The following is an 18,526-nucleotide window of genomic DNA, read 5'->3' as shown; positions in this document are numbered from 1 at the left end:
GACTTGCCGTCGAGTTGTCCCCCTTGTTTGTGGTGGGACTGCTTAACTATCACCAGATGGGGATTTAACGGATGAAACTGAAAAACACCTTGGGCTTGGCCATTGGTTCGCTTGTAGCCGCCACTTCGATCGGCGCTATGGCACAAGGCACAGGCGCTGTAGAAGTCGAAGGCTTCTACAAGAAGGAATTCTTCGACAGCCAGCGCGACTTCAAGAACGACGGCAACCTGTTCGGCGGCTCGATCGGTTACTTCCTGACCGACGACGTTGAACTGCGTCTGGGCTACGACGAAGTTCACAACGCTCGTGGCGAAGACGGCAAGAACATCAAGGGCTCGAACAGCGCCCTGGACGCCGTTTACCACTTCAACAACCCGTATGACGCCATCCGTCCGTACGTTTCCGCTGGTTTCTCGCACCAGTCGCTGGGCCAGACCGGCCGTGGCGGTCGTGACCACTCCACCTTCGCCAACGTTGGCGCTGGCGCCAAGTGGTACATCACCGACATGTTCTACGCCCGTGCCGGCGTAGAAGCTCAGTACAACATCGACCAGGGCGACACCGAGTGGGCCCCGAGCGTTGGTGTTGGCCTGAACTTCGGCGGTAGCCCGAAGCAAGCTGAAGTCGCTCCGGCTCCAGTTGCTGAAGTCTGCTCCGACTCCGACAACGACGGCGTTTGCGACAACGTCGACAAGTGCCCGGACACCCCGGCCAACGTTACCGTTGACGCTGATGGCTGCCCGGCTGTTGCCGAAGTGGTTCGTGTTGAGCTGGACGTCAAGTTCGACTTCGACAAGTCGGTCGTCAAGCCAAACAGCTACGGCGACATCAAGAACCTGGCTGACTTCATGAAGCAGTACCCACAGACCACCACCGTGGTTGAAGGTCACACTGACTCCGTGGGCCCAGACGCTTACAACCAGAAGCTGTCCGAGCGTCGTGCCAACGCTGTGAAGCAGGTTCTGACCCAGCAGTACGGCGTAGAATCTACCCGTGTTGACTCGGTTGGCTACGGCGAAACCCGTCCGGTTGCTGACAACGCCACCGAAGAAGGTCGCGCTGTTAACCGTCGCGTTGAAGCGCAGGTTGAAGCTCAGTCCAAGTAATTGGCCTGACGTTTCATGAAAAACCCGGCCTCGGCCGGGTTTTTCTTTGCCTGCGATTTGGGTTGCCTGCTCAGCCCTTGAGCAGGGTAAGCAGCAGTATCAGGTTGATCAGCAAGGACAGCAGGGCCAGGGTGCGCCACACTTTCAGCGGTTCGCGCTCCAGCAATGGCCGTGGCCGGTCGGGCAGCTCCTGGCGGTCACCGCGTTCGAGCAGCAGCAGCCAGTGTTCGGCAGTTTCGTAGCGCTGCGCCGGGTCGGCAGCCACCGCCTGCTGCAGGTTGTGCTGCAGCCATTCCGGCAGATCGGGGCGGTAGCGGGCGGCATTCACCGGCTGGCCGAAGCGCGGTCGCTGGAATGCTTCCACCTCGCCATAGGGGTAATGACCGGTCAGCAGGTGGTACAGCGTCACGCCCACGGCATACAGGTCCTGGCGCGGGCTGGGCGGTAGGCCTTCGAATGCGTCCGGGGCGATGTACGAGGGCGTGCCCGGCAACGTGTGCAAAGGGTCTTGGGACAGCCCCGGGCAGTACGCCAGGCCGAAGTCCAGCAGGCGCAGCTGGCCATCGCTGCCCAGGTGCAGGTTTTCTGGTTTGATATCGCGGTGCAGCACATTACGCCGGTGCAGCACGCCAACTGCATGCAACAGCTGCCGGGCGATTTCCAGCCACTGGGTGAGGGGCAGCGGGCCGTGCTCGGCCTGCAAAGCGGCCAGGCTCTGGCCGGGGTATTCGCGCATCACGTAGTACAGGTGCTGACGTTGGCTGGCGGGGTGCAGCTCGGGGAAGTGCCGGCCAGCGACCCGGCGCAGGAACCACTCTTCCAGCAGCAGCCCTTGCGCCGCGCCAGGCTCGTGCTCGCGCGCGGCGGGCAGGGTCTTGAGCAGCCAGGCGTGCCCTTGGCCGTCACGTACCCGGTACAGCAGTGACTGGTGGCTGTGCGCGAGCAGTTGCTCAACGCCCCAGCCGTCGATCACCTGGCCTCCGCGCAGCGGGCCCGGCAGCGGCCATTGCTGCAGTTGCGCCAGGGTATCGCCCAGGTTGCTGGTGCCCAACTGTTCGACCTGCACCAGCAAGGCACTGGCGTTGTCCTGGCTGCCATTGAGGAGTGCGCTGGCGACCAGGGTGTCGACGGCCACTTGCAGGTCGGGTTGTTCGCGCAGCACCGCCTGGATGTGCTGGTCGCCCAGGCTGGCCCAGACGCCGTCGCTGAGCAACAGAAAGCACTCGCCCGGCTGCAGTTCGCCCTCCAGGTAATCCACCAGCAGGTGTTGGTCCAGGCCCAGCGCGCGTTTCAGCACATGCTGCATGCCGGGTTGGTCCCACACATGGTCTTCGCTCAGGCACTGCAAGTGCCCGGCGTGCCAGCGGTATGCGCGGCAGTCGCCGACATGGGCCAAGGTGAAGCGCCGGCCACGCAACACCAGCGCACTGAGCGTGGTGAGCAGTGGCTGGCCGCTGCCCTGGGCACGCAGCCAGCGGTTCTGTGCCAGCAGCAGGCGGTCCAGTGCCTGGGCCACGCTCCAGGTGGCCGGGGTGGCGTAATAATCCAGGGCCAGCGCCTGTAGGGTGGCGCGTGCAGCCAGGCCGCCGTCGGCGCATTGGCTGACACCGTCGGCGAGGGCGAACAGGTAGCCTTTGCTGGCAGCCAGCTCCGGCGCCGGGGTTACCAGGCGCAGGGCGTCCTGGTTTTCCGCGCGCGGGCCGGTGGCGCTGGCCTGGGCAAAGCTCAGTTGCAGACTCATCGGCGTGCCTCAGACCCGTGCTGCGGTAACCGCAGCCGAACCCCAGGTGGTACGCCAGCGCTGTTTCACCCCATGCAGGCCGAACCAGGCCAGCAGGCCCAGGCTGGCGAACAGCCACAGCGCCAGCTGGTAGTCACCGGTGTGCTGCTTGATGGTGCCAAGCCCCGCGGCCAGGAGGAAGCCGCCGATGCCGCCGGCCATGCCGATCAGCCCGGTCATCACCCCGATCTCCTGGCGAAAGCGCTGCGGTACCAGCTGGAATACCGCGCCGTTGCCGGCGCCCAGGCCGAGCATTGCACTGATGAACAGCGCCAATGCAGCGGCCGCGCTAGGCAGGTTGAAGCCGACTGCGGCGATGCAGATGGCCGCCACGCCGTACATGCCCAGCAGCGTGCGGATGCCGCCAAAGCGGTCGGCCAGGGCGCCACCGAGCGGGCGCATCAGGCTGCCGGCGAACACGCAGGCGGCGGTGTAGTAACCGGCAGTTACCGGACTCAGGCCGTACTGGTCGCTGAAATAGCCGGGCAGGGCGCTGGCCAGGCCGATGAAGCCGCCGAAAGTGACACTGTAGAAGAACATGAACCACCAGCTGTCACGGTCGCCCAAGGCCTTCAGGTAATCGGCCACCGCTTTCGGCCTGGGCCGTTGCGGGGCGTTGCGCGCCAGCAGGGCGAACACCACAAACGCGATTGCCAGCGGGATGAGTGCAAAGCCGAACACATTGTTCCAGCCAAAGCCTGCAGCCAGTACCGGGGCCAGCAGCGCCGCGAACACTGTGCCGGAGTTGCCGGCACCGGCGATGCCCATGGCCTTGCCCTGGTGTTGCGGCGGGTACCACTGTGAAGCCAGCGGCAGCGACACGGCGAACGAGGCACCGGCAAAGCCAAGGAACACGCCCAGCAGCAGCGCCTGCTCGTAGCTGTGCACGCCCAGGTGCCAGGCTGCAGCCAGGGCGACGATGACCACCACCTGGCCGATCAGCCCGGCGGTCTTGGGTGACAGGCGGTCGACCAGCACGCCCATGGCGAAGCGCAGGATCGCCCCGGCCAGTATCGGCGTAGCGACCATCAGGCCCCGTTGTTGTGCACTCAGTTGCAGGTCGGCGGCAATCTGCACCGCCAACGGGCCCAGCAGGTACCAGACCATGAAGCTGAGGTCGAAGTACAGGAACGCGGCGAACAGGGTGGGCACATGCCCGGATTTCCAGAAGCTGGTACTCATCGAACACCTCACTCGGCAATGCAACGGAACGAAAAAGACGCCGCTACCCGCTCCAGGGGGATGGAGGGGAGAGCGACGTCTTTGTCGGGATCAGGTGGGGCAACCGCCGTTGGTTACCGGTGAGGGTTATCGAGCAAGAGATGGGCCAACTTTTCGCGTGTGCTCGCCTACGGATTTTTGCGACATCTAATGCTCTACCCCAACATCTCATGCATCGCAATGATCTGCTCCGCCACCTGCACCAGCTTCTGCTGCCGGCTCATGGCCTGGCGCCTCATCAGGGTGTAGGCCTGCTCTTCATTGCAGTCTTTCATTTTCATCAGCAAGCCCTTGGCCTGCTCGATCCGCTTGCGCTCGGCCAGTTGCTGGTCGCGCGCCAGCAACTGGGCCCTCAGCGCCTGGTCACTTTCGAAACGGGCCATGGCCACATCCAGGATCGGCTGCAGCCGCGCCGCATGGATGCCTTCGACGATATAGGCGCTGACCCCCGCCTGGATCGCCTGGCGCATCACCTGCGGGTCGTGCTCGTCAGTAAACAGCACGATCGGCCTGGGCTGGTCGCGGCTGACCAGCACCACCTGTTCCATCACATCGCGGTCCGGGGAGTCAGTGTCGATCAGCACCACGTCGGGGCGCACCGTTGCGACGCAGGCGGGCAGGTCGATGGTCAGGCCTGGGGCTTCGGTAACCTCGAACCCGGCCTCGCTCAGCGCCGCCTTGAGGCGGCCGAGCTTGCTTGTGGTGTCGTCGATCAGCAGGATGCGCAACATGGTCGTCCCCCTCATACACCGGCGCGCGCATCGGGCAGGTCGCCCAGTGCGTGCAGGCTGAAGCTGCGGGCATAGCCGTGGGGGTCGCTGCCGTCCCAGCGGGTGCCGTCGATCAGCAGGCTGCTGCGCAGTACCTGCGAAGGGCAGGCCACGCCCAGGCTTTGCGCGGCCTCGCGGTACAGCGCCAGTTGCTGTACCTGACGGGCCACGCCAAGGTAGTCGGGGTCTTCGCGCAGCAGGCCCCAGCGGCGGAACTGGGTCATGAACCACATGCCGTCGGACAGGTATGGCAGGTTGGCCCGGCCATGGTCGAACAGGCGCAACGCATGCGGGTCTTGCCAGTGGTTGCCCAGGCCATCCTGGTAGTGGCCGAGCAGGCGGGCTTCGATGCTTTCCACGGGGGTGTCCAGGTAGGCGCTGCCGCTGAGCAGTTGTGCGGTGCTGCGGCGGTTTTCCGGGCTCTGCTCGATGAACCGGCTGGCAGCAAGTACCGCCTTGATCAGTGCGCGCGCGCTATTGGGGTAGCGCTCGGCGAAGCCGCGGGCACAGGCCAGAACCTTTTCCGGGTGGTCCGGCCAGATCGACTGGCTGGTGGCCAGGGTGAAACCCTGGCCCCGGGCGACTGCATCGGCAGCCCAAGGTTCGCCGACGCAAAAGCCGTCGATGCGGCCGGCCTCGATGTGCGCGGCCATCTGCGCTGGCGGTACCACCACGCTGTCGACATCGTGCAGCGGGTGAATGCCTTGGCTGGCCAGCCAGTAATACAGCCACATGGCGTGGGTGCCAGTGGGGAATGTCTGGGCAAAGGTCAGGCGCGCGCCCTGTTGGTGCACCCGCTGCGCCAATGCTTCAGGACTGGTCACGCCCTTGCGCTGCAGGGCAGGCGACAGGTTGATGGCCTGTGCGTTCTGGTTCAGCCCCATGAGCACCGCCATGTCGCTGGCCGGTGCGCCGCCGATGCCCAGGTGTACGGCATAGACCAGGCCGTACAGGCAGTGCGCGGCGTCCAGTTCGCCACTGACCAGCTTGTCGCGCAGCCCGGCCCAGGAGCCCTGGCGCCTGAGGTTGAGGGTAAGGCCGTATTGCTGGGCGAAGCCCTGGGTGGCGGCCACCACCACCGAGGCGCAGTCGGTCAGGGCCATGTAGCCGATGTTCAGGCTGGGTTTCTCCGGCGTGTCACTGCCGTTGGCCCAGGCCAGCGGGGTTGCTCGGGGTACAGTATTCACAAGGTTCCTCGCCCGTACTGAGAAGGCTGTGGCCTTGCAGGTGCAACGCATGTGCCAGGGCTTGCAAGGCAGGCCATGATTTACTGTCCTGCCAGCCCCTCGCTGGCTATAATCGCCCCCTCACTCACCCTGAGCCTTGCCCGCCCATGTATACCCTGGCCCGCCAGCTGCTGTTCAAGCTTTCCCCGGAAACCTCCCACGACCTGTCCCTGGACCTGATCGGCGCCGGTGGCCGTCTTGGCCTCAACGGTGTGCTGTGCAAGCAGCCTGCGGCATTGCCGGTCACGGTCATGGGCTTGAACTTCGCCAACCCGGTGGGCCTGGCGGCAGGCCTGGACAAGAACGGCGCGGCCATCGACGGGTTCGCCCAGCTGGGCTTCGGCTTTGTCGAAATCGGCACGGTCACCCCGCGGCCACAGCCGGGCAACCCCAAGCCGCGGCTGTTCCGCCTGCCGGAAGCGACGGCCATCATCAACCGCATGGGCTTCAACAACCTGGGGGTCGATCACCTGCTCGGCCGCGTGCGTGCTTCGCGCTACAGCGGTGTACTGGGCATCAACATCGGCAAGAACTTCGATACCCCGGTGGAGCGCGCCGTCGATGACTACCTGATCTGCCTGGACAAAGTGTATAGCGCCGCCAGCTATGTCACGGTCAATGTCAGTTCGCCCAACACCCCCGGCCTGCGCAGCCTGCAGTTCGGCGACTCGCTCAAGCAGTTGCTCGATGCCCTGGCCGAGCGCCGCGAGCAGCTGGCCGTCAGCCATGGCAAGCGCGTGCCGCTGGCGATCAAGATTGCCCCTGACATGAGCGATGAAGAAACCGCCCTGGTGGCCGCCGCACTGATGGAATCGGGCATGGACGGGGTGATTGCCACCAACACCACGCTGGGCCGTGAAGGTGTCGAAGCGCTGCCGTATGGTGGCGAGGCGGGCGGCCTGTCGGGCGCGCCAGTGCTGGAGAAGAGCACGCACATCGTCAAGGTGCTGGCGGGTGAGCTGGGCGGCAAGTTGCCGATCATCGCTGCCGGCGGTATTACCGAAGGCCGCCATGCCGCCGAGAAAATCGCTGCCGGGGCGAGCCTGGTGCAGATCTACTCGGGCTTCATCTACAAGGGGCCGTCGCTGATTCGCGAGTCGGTGGATGCCATTGCGGCGCTACCGAAGGCCTGAACGGCAGGCATGAAAAAGGGCCCCATCAAGGGGCCCCTGGGCCGTAGCCCGCCGCCCGGATGGGGCGCGCATGGTAACTCGAATTCAGTGTCCTCGATCAGCCAACGGCGTGATTTTCGTTGAGTCTATGGATGCCAGCGGTGCCAGTCATTCCGTCCCAGTTATCACCGCGACCTTCACGCCAGCCGTTGATCCAGGCTTGGCGAACAGAAGGAAGATTGAAGGGGCAAAGTTCGCGGGATTTGCCGGTGACCCCGTATTGGTAGCCACGTGAATATGCTCTTTCCAACGGATCACGCTTAAGTCTTCTCATAGGGTGTTGCCCTCACTTGTTGACTGTAATGTCCCGTCGGCCTCTCCGAGGCCGGGCAGAGTCTTTCTGCCGGTTTGCGCTCGCTGCCGGCGTGGCGAGCTGAAGGTGCCGCCTCGTTGCGAAGCGGCCTGAGACCAGTTCTAACGAATGCGAGTCACCCTGTGAATGATCGATTTGTCATAAGGACGTAACCTTTCCGAGGGTGAGGAGATAAGTAAATAAATGCGACTCAACCTTGTTTGGCGTTGAGCCCGCTATGATCGGGGTTTGCCGATCATTGACGTCATTTCGCCAGCGCAGTTGGCGTGTGACAGAAATAATTTGAAATGCGACGAAGGGTCACATGGGCCCGGTAATCGCCAGAATTTTTAATACTGCCTGATGATCTAAGCTGTCTTTGCCACTGGGCCAAGCGCAGATCGGTCAGGCGGCCCGGCCTTGCAAGGCACGCTTGCGTGCAGCAAAGGCCACCCGCACGCCTGCTGGAAGGCATGCGGGCAAACATCGCGGGGCGATGCGTCGCCCCGTCAGTCAAATAGCCCAAAGGCGCTGGATTACTCATGTCGGACCGTTTCGAACTTTATCTCACTTGCCCCAAAGGCCTGGAAGGCCTGCTCGCCGAAGAGGCCCGGAGCCTCGGCCTGGAGGAGGTGCGTGAGCACACCTCGGCCATTCGCGGCGAAGCCGACATGGAAACCGCCTACCGTCTGTGCGTCTGGTCACGCCTGGCCAACCGCGTGCTGCTGGTGCTCAAGCGCTTCTCCATGAAGAACGCCGACGACCTCTACGATGGCGTCAATGCGCTGGACTGGGCCGACCACCTGGCGGCTGACGGCACCCTGGCGGTGGAATTCAGCGGCCACGGCTCGGGCATCGACAACACCCACTTCGGCGCGCTGAAGGTCAAGGATGCCATAGTCGACAAGCTGCGCAACCGCGAAGGCCTGCGCCCATCGGTTGAAAAGATCGACCCGGACGTGCGCGTACACCTGCGCCTGGACCGTGGCGAGGCGATTCTCTCCCTCGACCTGTCGGGGCACAGCCTGCACCAGCGTGGCTACCGCCTGCAGCAAGGTGCTGCGCCACTGAAGGAAAACCTGGCAGCGGCGGTGCTGATCCGTGCTGGCTGGCCACGTATCGCCGCCGAAGGTGGCGCGCTGGCCGACCCGATGTGCGGCGTGGGTACCTTCCTGGTCGAAGCGGCGATGATCGCCGCCGACATCGCCCCCAACCTCAAGCGTGAACGCTGGGGCTTCAGTGCCTGGCTTGGTCACGTGCCAGCGCTGTGGCGCAAGGTGCATGACGAGGCGCAGGCGCGGGCGCAGGCCGGCTTGGCCCGGCCGCCGCTGTGGATCCGTGGCTACGAAGCCGATCCGCGGCTGATCCAGCCGGGTCGCAACAACGTCGAGCGTGCCGGGCTGGGCGACTGGGTGAAAATCTACCAGGGCGAAGTCAGCAGCTTCGAGCCGCGCCCGGACCAGAACCAGAAAGGTCTGGTCATCAGCAACCCACCGTACGGCGAGCGCCTGGGTGACGAAGCCAGCCTGCTGTATCTCTACCAGAACCTTGGCGAGCGCCTGCGTCAGGCATGCATGGGCTGGGAGGCCGCGGTGTTCACCGGCGCGCCTCAGCTGGGCAAGCGCATGGGCATTCGCAGCCACAAGCAATACGCGTTCTGGAACGGCGCCTTGCCGTGCAAGCTGCTGCTGTTCAAGGTGCAGCCCGACCAGTTCGTCACCGGCGAGCGCCGCGAGGCCCAACCTGAAGGCAGCGAACCTCGCCAGCAGGCCGCTGTGGCCAGCGAGCCGGCGCGTTTGTCGGAAGGCGCGCAGATGTTCGCCAACCGCCTGCAGAAAAACCTCAAGCAACTGGGCAAGTGGGCCCGTCGCGAGCAGGTCGACTGCTACCGCCTGTATGATGCCGACATGCCGGAGTACGCCCTGGCAGTCGACCTGTACCATGACTGGGTGCACGTGCAGGAATACGCCGCGCCACGTTCGATCGACCCGGAAAAGGCCCAGGCGCGCTTGCTCGATGCGCTGGCGGCCATCCCGCAAGCGCTGGGCATTTCGCCGCAGCGTGTGGTGCTCAAGCGCCGCGAACGGCAGAGCGGTACGCGCCAGTACGAGCGCCAGGCGACTGAAGGCCGCTTCCAGGAAGTGAGCGAAGGTGGCGTCAAGCTGCTGGTCAACCTCACCGATTACCTCGACACCGGGCTGTTCCTCGACCACCGGCCGATGCGCATGCGCATCCAGCGTGAAGCCGCCGGCAAGCGCTTCCTCAACCTGTTCTGCTACACCGCGACGGCTACCGTGCATGCGGCCAAGGGCGGGGCGCGCAGCACCACCAGCGTGGACTTGTCGAAAACCTACCTGGACTGGGCGCGGCGCAACCTGGCGCTCAATGGCTTCTCCGAGCGCAATCGCCTGGAGCAGAGCGATGTGATGGCCTGGCTGGAAGGCAACCGCGACAGCTACGACCTGATCTTCATCGACCCGCCAACCTTCTCCAACTCCAAGCGTATGGAAGGCGTGTTCGACGTGCAGCGCGACCACGTGCAACTGCTGGACCTGGCCATGGCCCGCCTGGAGCCGGGCGGCGTGCTGTACTTCTCCAACAACTTCCGCAAGTTCCAGCTGGACGAGCACCTGATGGCGCGTTACGCAGTCGAGGAAATCACAGCCCAGACCCTGGACCCGGACTTCGCTCGCAACAACCGTATCCACCGGGCCTGGCGCCTGCAATTGCGCTGAGGCGACGAGGTACATTGCGCGGCTGATGGCCAATAGCTATAACTGAGGGCAGGGCAAGATAATCCGCAGGACGCTGACGTGACGAGATGTGTGTATGTCAAAGCATGGCGTGCGTGCGAGGTTATCTGGCCTGTGCACAGAAGCGGTGTCCGCCTGGGCGCTCGCACTGGTGGCGCTGGTAGCGGGCGCTTTGTTGACGGCCGCCCTGGCGCTTGCCGCGCAGTCTTTATACAAGCAGCAGTTGCGCCAGCGTTTCGAGCTGCTGGCCAGCGAACGCTTCAGCCGTATCGCCGAGCGTTTTGACGAACAGCAGCAGCGCCTGGCCGGGCTGCGGCGGTTCTTCAGCTTCTCCCACGAAATTACCCCGCGCGAATTCGACGGTTATGCCCGGCCATTGCTCCACCGGACCCTGGCCTATGCCTGGGCGCCGCGGGTCGAAGCCGCGCAGCGGGCCGAGTTCGAGCGCCTGGCCGATTCCGGCTCGGGCTATGCGATCCGTGACCAGGACTCGCAAGGCCAGTGGCGCGATGCGCCACTGCGCGACCATTACTTCCCGGTGCTGTATACCCAGCCGGCTGAAATGCCCGGATTGCCGCCTGGTCTGGACCTGGCCGGGCAAGGTGTTCCTCAGGCGGCCCTTGCACGTGCCCTAGGACCGGACAGCATGGCGGTGTCCGAGCCAATTGCCCTGTTCGATGGCACCTCGGATGCGCGTGCCCTGCTGATGGTTGCGCCGGTGTTTTCCGATGCCAACCCCCACGGCGCGGCAGCGGGCTATGTGATGGCCTTGTTGAGCATGCGGCAGCTGGTCAGTGATGGCCGGCCGGTGGCGGCCGATGACAATCTGGTCGTTACTATTGTCGACCCGACCGGGCTGCAAGGCCCCGAAGTACTGTTCGACTCGCAGAACCAGGTCGCGCGTTTGTCATTGGCCAGCAACCGGCTGCTGCACCTGGCTGACCATCAATTCCAGTTGAATATTCGACCGAGCCTGGCGTTCGTGCAGGCCAATCGTTCATCTGCGGTGCTGGCAATCAGCCTGCTGGGCGGGCTGTTGAGCCTGCTGCTCAGTGTCCTGCTGTACAGCCTGTTCAGCCAGAGGCAGCGTGCCCTGGCCCTCGTCGAGCAGCGCACCGCAGAGCTACGGGTCAGCGAGCAGTCGCTGCGTGGCACCCACAACCAGCTGCGCAGCGTGCTGGATGCTGCGACCCAGGTCGCCATCATCGCCACCAACCTCAAGGGCGTGGTCACTACCTTCAATGCCGGTGCCGAGCAGATGCTCGGCTATCCGGCCAGCGCGGCGATCGGCCAGTTGCGCCTTGAAAACCTGGTGCTCCCAGAGGAATTGAGCTTGCGTGCGCAGGCCATGAGCCTGCGCTTTGGTCGCCCCATTGCCGGCGGCCAAGCCATGTTTGCCGAGACGGTTCGGGAGCAGGGCTGCGAACCCGGCGAATGGACCTTGTTGCGCGCCGATGGCAGCCAGCTGGTGGCCAACATGCTGGTCACCGCCATGCTTGACGAGCAGGGTTTGTGGGTTGGCTACCTGGCCATTTGCATCGATGTGACCGAGCGGCGCCGGGTGCATGAGGCGCTGGCCGCGCGTGACCGCTTGCTGGAAAAGCTCAGTGCCGAGGTACCCGGTGGTATCTACCAGTATCGGCTGGATGCCGACGGCCACTCGTGCTTTCCGTACGCGAGCATGGGCCTGTACGACATCTACGAAGTCGATCTGCAGCAGTTGCGCGAAGATGCCACGCCGGTTTTCGAGCGTATTCACCCCGATGACCTGGACCGTGTGCGCCGTTCCGTCTGGTACTCGGCCGAACACCTGTCGCCCTGGCGGGAAGAATACCGCGTCTGCCTGCCACGGGCCGGCCTGCGCTGGGTGCGTGGCGAGGCCACACCGGAGGTGGGCGAGCAGGGCTGCACCCTGTGGCACGGCTATCTCACCGATATCTCCGACCTCAAGGGCGTGGAGGAGGAGTTACGGGCGCTGTCGGTTACCGACTCGCTGACCGGCATTCATAACCGCCGCTACTTCCAGGAGCGGCTCAAGGTGGAGCTGGAACGGGCTGATCGCGATGGCCTGGCGCTGGCGGTGATCATGCTCGACATCGATCACTTCAAGCGTATCAATGACCGCTTTGGCCATGCCGTGGGCGACCGGGTGCTGCGTAGCCTGTGTCAGCGCATCGGCCAGCGCTTGCGGCGTACCGATGTGTTCTGCCGGTTGGGGGGGAGGAGTTCATGGTGCTGTGCCCGGGCAGCGATGCCGAGCAGGCACGGCTGCTGGCGCTGGAGTTGTGGCAAGGGCTGCGCAATCTGTCGGTGGAGGGGGTGGGCACGGTCACCGCGAGCTTTGGCGTGGCGGGGTGGCGGCCGGGGGAGGGCGCCGATGCGTTGCTGCTACGGGCCGATGCCGGGGTGTATGCGGCCAAGCAGGCCGGGCGGGACCGGGTGGAGGGCGAGTCGGCGTAACAGTTGTGGTTTGCCTGTCCCGGCGCTTCGCGGCGTTAGCCGCGCAAGCGCCGGGACGAACCGTGCAATCAGTTGGCAGCGGTGCTGCCGGCCAGCTTCGGCTGGCGATACAGGTCCAGCAGCACCTGGTCCAGCACTTGCGATGCGCCCCACGGTTTCGGGTCGTTGAGGATCGCCGCCACCGCCCAGGTATGGCCGTTGCTGTCACGGCTGAAGCCGGCAATCGCCCGCACGGTGTTCAGCGTGCCGGTCTTGATATGCCCTTCACCGGTCATGGCGGTGCGCTTCAGGCGCTTGCGCATGGTGCCGTCCATGCCCACCAGTGGCATCGAGCTCATGAATTCTGCCGCGTAGGGGCTTTTCCAGGCGGCCTGCAGCATCGCCGCCATTTCCCGGGTGCTGACCCGCTCGGCGCGCGACAGGCCAGAGCCGTTTTCCATCACCAGGTGTGGCGCGGTGATACCTTTTTTCGCCAGCCACTGGCGCACCACGCGCTGGGCGGCACGGGCATCGTCGCCATCGGCATCGGTGCGGAACTGCGCGCCCAGGCTGAGGAACAACTGCTGGGCCATGGTGTTGTTGCTGTACTTGTTGATGTCGCGGATCACTTCCACCAGGTCTGGCGAGAAGGCACGGGCCAGCAAGCGAGCGCTCTTGGGAACGTTTTCGACGCGGTCACCACCCTGGATGCTGCCACCCAGCTCGTTCCAGATTGCGCGGACGGCACCGGCAGCGTAAGTCGAGTGGTCGAGCAGCGACAGGTAGGTCTGCGAATTGCAGCCGTCACCCAGCTGGCCGCTGACCGTCACGCTGATGCCATCGGCCTGGGGTACCGGGTTGTAGCGCACATCACCGGTACACTGCCTGGACGCCACTGCCTTGACCTGGTTGTCGATGCGGATGCTGGCAATCGGTGGCTCGACCGCGATGGTGACTTTGCCGCCATCGTTGCGGGCCACGAAGCGCAGGGCCTTGAGGTTGACCAGCAGCGAGTCGGGCTTGACCAGAAAGGGTTTGTTAACATCGCCGCCGTCGTCGTTGAACTGCGGCAGGTTGGGTTGCACGAAATGACTGCGATCCAGCACCAGGTCACCGGTGATGGTGCGCACGCCGTTGGCGCGCAGGTCACGCATCAGCAGCCACAGTTTTTCCATGTTCAGTTTCGGGTCACCGCCACCTTTGAGGTACAGGTTGCCGTTGAGTACGCCGTTGCTCAGGGTGCCGTCGGTGTAGAACTCGGTTTTCCACTGGAAGGTCGGGCCCAGCAGTTCGAGGGCGGCGTAGGTGGTGACCAGTTTCATGGTCGAAGCCGGGTTCACTGAAACATCGGCATTGAACACGGTCGCGGTGCCGGGACCGTCCAGCGGCAGCATCACCAGTGACAAGGCGGTGTCTTGCAACTTGTTGGCCTTGAGGGCCTGCTGGACCTTGGCGGGGAGCGTGGTATTGACGGCGGCGGCCTGGCTGGGCAAGGCAAGTGGCAGCAGCAGGCCGGCAAGAATCAGGGGACGAAGCGTTTTGATCATAGCGAGTAAATACCCTGCGGCGAGGGGAATGGGCTTGGGGCTGTATGAGATGATGGCCCCACGACGAAAGCCTACGCATTATGCCCCAAGCGCAGCGATGATGCGCCACGTTCGACGGAAAAGCGCCCTTCCTGAAAAAGCACCGCGCATAAAAAAGGCCACCGCGAGGGTGGCCTTCTACCGATTGAACCAGGCGAGTATTACTCAGCCTTGTTGATCGGCTTTTCCGGGTACCAGGCGTCGAGCAGCGGGCTGACCTCGACTTTGGTCAGTTCGCTGCGACCTTTGAGCCAGGCTTCAACGGCAGCGCGTTGCTCTTCGCTGACCGAGCCGCGCTTGACCGAGCACACCAGGCCGAAATCGTCACCGCCTACATAGTCCAGGCCGTTGGCGTCCATGGCTTCAGCCAGAAACGCGTCGAGGAAAGCATCGATTGCCTGGTCATCCAGATCTTCCTTGAATTCCAGGTTCAGCTCGAAGCCCAATTCCTGAAACTCGTCGACACACAGCTTCTTGCGCAGACGACGGGAGCGGTTTGTGGCCATGAAACAATCCTCTTAGGTAATAACGCCGCGCAGTCTACCAGCTAACGCGCTTCGCTGCCTGCCTGAGTGCAGGTCGCTGCGGCCAGTTCCTTGGCCAGTGCGCGTTCCACCCGGCACATGTGCCGCGCCAGAGACTGGCGACGCAGGCGCAGCTGGGCGCAGGGCAAGCCACTGACCGCCAAGGCATCGCAGGCCGCCATCAGGCGGGGGGCTTCCAGCATGCGCGCGGCGCTGAGCACTTTGTGGGCGTGGTCGGCAATCGCAGGGCCGTCGTGCTCCGGGTGCAGCGCCATCAAGGTGGCCAGGTCGGCCTGCAGGCTCTGTTGCAACGCCAGCAGGAAGCGCTGGCGGTCGGCTGGCGCAGGCCCGATGACTGCGGCCAGGCCGTCCAGGCTGTAGGGTGTGCGGCTGAGTTTTTTCTGCCGGCGCGGACGAATGCCCGCCAGGTGCTGGCTGAGGGTGCTCAGGCTGATGGGTTTGAGCAGGCAGTCATCCATGCCCGCACTCAAGCACTTGCGGTGTACTTCTGGCTGCGCGTTGGCGGTGTAGCCAAGGATGGTGCAGCGCAGACGCTTGCCATGGCGTTCTTCGGTGCGCACGGCGGTCGCCAGTTGATAACCGTTCATGTGCGGCATGTTGCAGTCGAGCACCAGCACATCGAAGTCGCCCGCCCGCCAGATGGCCAGGCCCTCGCGGCCATCGCGCGCGCAGGTGTGCTCCAGGTTCAGGTAGCCGAGCTGCTGCGCCATCAGTTCCAGGTTGGCCGGGTGGTCGTCGATCACCAGGACGTTCAGGCGTGGGTCGGGTACATCGAGGTGTTCAGGCAGCGGGGCGGGTGCTGCAGCATCAACCTGCTGCAGCGGCATCTTCATGCGCACCCGGGTGCCGACACTCTCCAGGCTTTTGATGCTCAGGCTGCCACCCATCATTTCGCACAGGTTGCGGCAGATCGCCAGGCCCAGCCCGGTACCCGCGCGGGCGCCCTGGCTGTGCGGGTTGGCCTGGATGAACGGGTTGAACAGGCGCTGCAGGTCATCGGCGTGGATGCCGATGCCACTGTCGCGCACTTCCAGCTCCAGCACTGCGGGCTTGCCGGTGTCGTCAGCCAGCAGGTCGACGCTGATGCGCACTCCGCCATGTTCGGTGAACTTGATGGCATTGCTCACCAGGTTGGACAGCACTTGCTTGAAGCGCAGCGGATCGAGCCAGGCGTGGCAGCGTGCGGCCGGTGTGATCGTCACTTCCAGGGCCAGGCCTTTCTGCCGCGCCTGGCCATCGAAAATCCGCCCTACGGATTCAATCAGGGCGGCCAGGTCGACCGCCTCTGGCGCCAGTGACAAGTGCCCGGACTCGATGCGCACGATATCGAGGATATCGCCTATCAGGCCCAGCAGGTCCTTTGCGGAATGGTGGGCGAGCTCCAGTGCGCTGCGGTCCACCCTACCCTGGTCGGCGCGTTTTACCGCCAGTTCGAGCATGCCGATGACAGCATTCATCGGGGTGCGGATTTCGTGACTGATGGTGGCCAGGAAGGTGCTTTTGGCGCGGTTGGCATCGTCGGCCTGCTGCTTGGCCTGGCGCAGCTCCAGAACCAGTTGGCGGCGTTCGCTGATGTCGATCCAGCCGCCGATGATGCCGCGCACCTCACCCAGCGAGTCTCGGTAGGGGAGTATCCAGTGGTAGATGGTCATGTCCCGGCCCTTGATCCGGAGTGGCCGGTCCATGATCAGCGGCGAACCCTCGGCCATGACTTTCTGGTAGTCGGCCTGAATTTGCCGGCTCTGTTCGCTGTCGGCGAACAGGCTGCCGTCCAGCTGCTTGCCGATGATGTCGTCTGAGCGGGCCTGCACGGCTTCCAGGTAGCTGAAGTTGCAGCTTTGCAGGCAGCCCTCGCGGTCACGCACGTACATGGGGTGAGGCGTGCCATTGAGCAACGCGCGCATGAACGCGAGCTGGTCGTTCAGCGCGCGTTCGGCGCGTTGGCGCTGGCGAATCTGCAGGCGCAGCCGGGCGTTCCACAGCAGCGCCAGCAGCAGGAGCACGGCCGTACCCAGCACCACCTGCAGCGTCAGCCGACTGTAACCCTGGCCGTTACCGTCGTCATGCAGGCCGAAGCCGCGCCAGCGGTTGTTGATCACCCCCAGCTCTTCGGGCGAGATGCTCAGCAGGGCCTTGTCGAGGATCGACACCAGGGTCTGTGACGGTGCGCTGGTCGCCATGGCAAAGTTCGCCGGTTCGCTGCCGACGGTGGTGCGGATGACCAGCTCGGGGTTGCCGGCCAAGGCATGGTTGGCATCGATCAGGGTGGTGATGACGCCATCCACGGCGCCACTCTTGAGTAGCGCCAGGGAGTAGAACGCGCTTTCGGTTTCGACCCAGCCAATCTGCGGGTAATCCCGGGACAGCATGGCGTCCATGTCGCTGTAGCGCGTGATGGCGATGCGGTGCCCCTGCAACTGCTCCAGTGTGCCCAATGCCTTGCTGCCGTCGCGGCTGACCAGCACGTAGGCGCTTTCCAGATAAGGCCGGCTGATTTGCAGGTCGCCCTCGGGCACTCCGCCGCTGACCAACGCGGCGATGACATCCGCGCGGCCATCCTTGAGCCGGGCGAGCATGTCGGCGATGCCGCTGGCGCGCTGCACCTCGAATCGCAAGCCGGTGCGCAGGCGGATGAGCTCCAGCAGATCGGCAGTGATGCCACGAAAGTGCCCTGAACCATCGAAATAGGACAGCGGCGCAGCCGTATCATCGATCACCACGCGCATGACCGGGTGATCTTTGAGCCACTGCGCCTCGGCCGTGCTCAACTGCAGTTTGCGGTCGGTCAGCAACAGATCGCTGCCAGCGCTCCAGCGTTTGAAGATACTGGCGTGCACGGCCTGGGTCTGGCTGCCCAGGGTGGCATTCACCAGTTCCAGCAGCAGTGTGTCCTGCTGGCGCAAGGCAAAACCGAAGCCGATGGCCTCGTGCTTGCTGAAGTTGGCCATGCGCAGGCGGGGCAGGTGGCCGCGGCTGAGCTGGTAGTGAGTGGAGATGGTGTCGCCGATGAACACGTCGGCCTGGCCGAATGCCACGGCACTCAGGGCCTCGCTGGAAGAACCGAAAGCCTGCAGCCTGGCCTGGGGGTAGGTGCTGCGCACTTCCTGCCCCGGCAGATAATGGTAGAGCATGCCCAGGCGCATGCCGCTCAGGCCCATGTCCAGCGCCCGGCTGTCGTCTTCACGCGTTACCAGCACTGGTTGATCGATGGCATAGGGCTGCGACAGCGCCAGGCCATCGCTGGCCGCTTCGTAACCGTTGGCGCTGCCCAGCAGGTCGATATCGCCGCGCCGCAGCGCCTCTACCGCCGCCTGGCGGCTGGAGAAACGCAGCACCCGCACCGGCAACTGCAAGGCTGCGCCGATCAGGCTTGCATACTCGGCGGTAAGACCCTGGTAGTCGCGCCCGCCACTGGTGATGTCGAATGGCGGGTAGTCCGGTGCCGAGGTGCCCAGCACCAGCTCCTGCCGGCTTTGCAGCCACTGCCGTTGTTCGAGGGTAAGCTCAGGCGGTGTCGGCCGGGCTGTCGAGCGTGCCAGCACTGCGTAGGTGGAGGTGTCGTGATGAGTCGCCTGTACCACGCCACTGCACAGCAGCAGGGCGAGCAGCAGGCGGGCGCCAGGGCGGGGCATGACC

Annotated in this window: 11 protein-coding genes and 1 pseudogene; 4 read left to right on the top strand and 8 right to left on the bottom strand. The window is 64.5% G+C overall.

Annotated features, from left to right (window positions below; genetic code table 11):
• Positions 1–71 precede the first annotated feature (71 nt).
• On the top strand, positions 72–1,106 hold the full coding sequence (locus AC5O5R_RS19285; protein ID WP_172230820.1) for an OmpA family protein: 1,035 nt from the start codon (positions 72–74) through the stop codon (positions 1,104–1,106).
• 70 nt (positions 1,107–1,176) lie between these two features.
• Here the strand turns inward: AC5O5R_RS19285 and AC5O5R_RS19280 are convergent, their stop codons facing one another.
• The 4 genes from AC5O5R_RS19280 to AC5O5R_RS19265 all read right to left on the bottom strand — a co-directional run bounded on the left by AC5O5R_RS19280 (position 1,177) and on the right by AC5O5R_RS19265 (position 6,064).
• On the bottom strand, positions 1,177–2,847 hold the full coding sequence (locus AC5O5R_RS19280; protein ID WP_172230823.1) for a bifunctional protein-serine/threonine kinase/phosphatase: 1,671 nt from the start codon (positions 2,845–2,847) through the stop codon (positions 1,177–1,179).
• A gap of 9 nt (positions 2,848–2,856) precedes the next feature.
• Positions 2,857–4,068: a nitrate/nitrite transporter gene (locus AC5O5R_RS19275; protein WP_172230826.1), complete on the bottom strand. Its 1,212-nt coding sequence runs from the start codon at positions 4,066–4,068 to the stop codon at positions 2,857–2,859.
• Between the two features lie 194 nt (positions 4,069–4,262).
• Complete coding sequence (locus tag AC5O5R_RS19270) at positions 4,263–4,838, bottom strand: ANTAR domain-containing response regulator (protein WP_494511420.1); 576 nt, start codon at positions 4,836–4,838, stop codon at positions 4,263–4,265.
• Positions 4,839–4,849: 11 nt separating this feature from the next.
• A complete protein-coding gene (locus AC5O5R_RS19265) occupies positions 4,850–6,064 on the bottom strand; it encodes a CmpA/NrtA family ABC transporter substrate-binding protein (RefSeq protein ID WP_172228294.1) in 1,215 nt (404 codons plus the stop codon).
• Positions 6,065–6,210: 146 nt separating this feature from the next.
• Here AC5O5R_RS19265 and AC5O5R_RS19260 point away from each other — a divergent pair, with 146 nt between their 5' ends.
• Entirely contained in the window at positions 6,211–7,236 is a 1,026-nt protein-coding gene (locus AC5O5R_RS19260; protein ID WP_172228292.1) for a quinone-dependent dihydroorotate dehydrogenase, read from the top strand.
• Positions 7,237–7,333: 97 nt separating this feature from the next.
• Here the strand turns inward: AC5O5R_RS19260 and rmf are convergent, their stop codons facing one another.
• The gene (rmf, locus tag AC5O5R_RS19255; RefSeq protein ID WP_003248687.1) at positions 7,334–7,549 is read right to left on the bottom strand and encodes a ribosome modulation factor; all 216 of its coding nucleotides are present in this window, start codon (positions 7,547–7,549) and stop codon (positions 7,334–7,336) included.
• A gap of 560 nt (positions 7,550–8,109) precedes the next feature.
• On the opposite strand from rmf, the gene rlmKL reads away from it, so the two are divergent.
• The gene (rlmKL, locus tag AC5O5R_RS19250) at positions 8,110–10,302 is read left to right on the top strand and encodes a bifunctional 23S rRNA (guanine(2069)-N(7))-methyltransferase RlmK/23S rRNA (guanine(2445)-N(2))-methyltransferase RlmL (RefSeq protein WP_172228290.1); all 2,193 of its coding nucleotides are present in this window, start codon (positions 8,110–8,112) and stop codon (positions 10,300–10,302) included.
• A gap of 94 nt (positions 10,303–10,396) precedes the next feature.
• Positions 10,397–12,780: pseudogene (locus tag AC5O5R_RS19245) on the top strand (sensor domain-containing diguanylate cyclase).
• Between the two features lie 68 nt (positions 12,781–12,848).
• On the opposite strand, the gene dacB reads toward AC5O5R_RS19245, so the two are convergent.
• The 3 genes from dacB to AC5O5R_RS19230 form a co-directional block, all read right to left on the bottom strand.
• Positions 12,849–14,306, bottom strand: a complete 1,458-nt coding sequence (gene dacB, locus AC5O5R_RS19240) for a D-alanyl-D-alanine carboxypeptidase/D-alanyl-D-alanine endopeptidase (protein WP_172228269.1) — start codon at positions 14,304–14,306, stop codon at positions 12,849–12,851.
• A 200-nt stretch (positions 14,307–14,506) separates the two neighbouring features.
• Positions 14,507–14,851 carry a YggL family protein gene (locus AC5O5R_RS19235; protein WP_172286470.1) on the bottom strand — a complete coding sequence of 115 codons (345 nt, stop codon included), beginning with the start codon at positions 14,849–14,851 and terminating at the stop codon, positions 14,507–14,509.
• 41 nt (positions 14,852–14,892) lie between these two features.
• Positions 14,893–18,522 carry an ATP-binding protein gene (locus AC5O5R_RS19230; protein WP_494515475.1) on the bottom strand — a complete coding sequence of 1,210 codons (3,630 nt, stop codon included), beginning with the start codon at positions 18,520–18,522 and terminating at the stop codon, positions 14,893–14,895.
• Positions 18,523–18,526 lie beyond the last annotated feature (4 nt).

Source organism: Pseudomonas sp. 8_5_2 (assembly GCF_059295255.1).
Note: the sequence above shows the minus strand (reverse complement) of the source record. Positions and strands in the feature narration are given on the sequence as shown.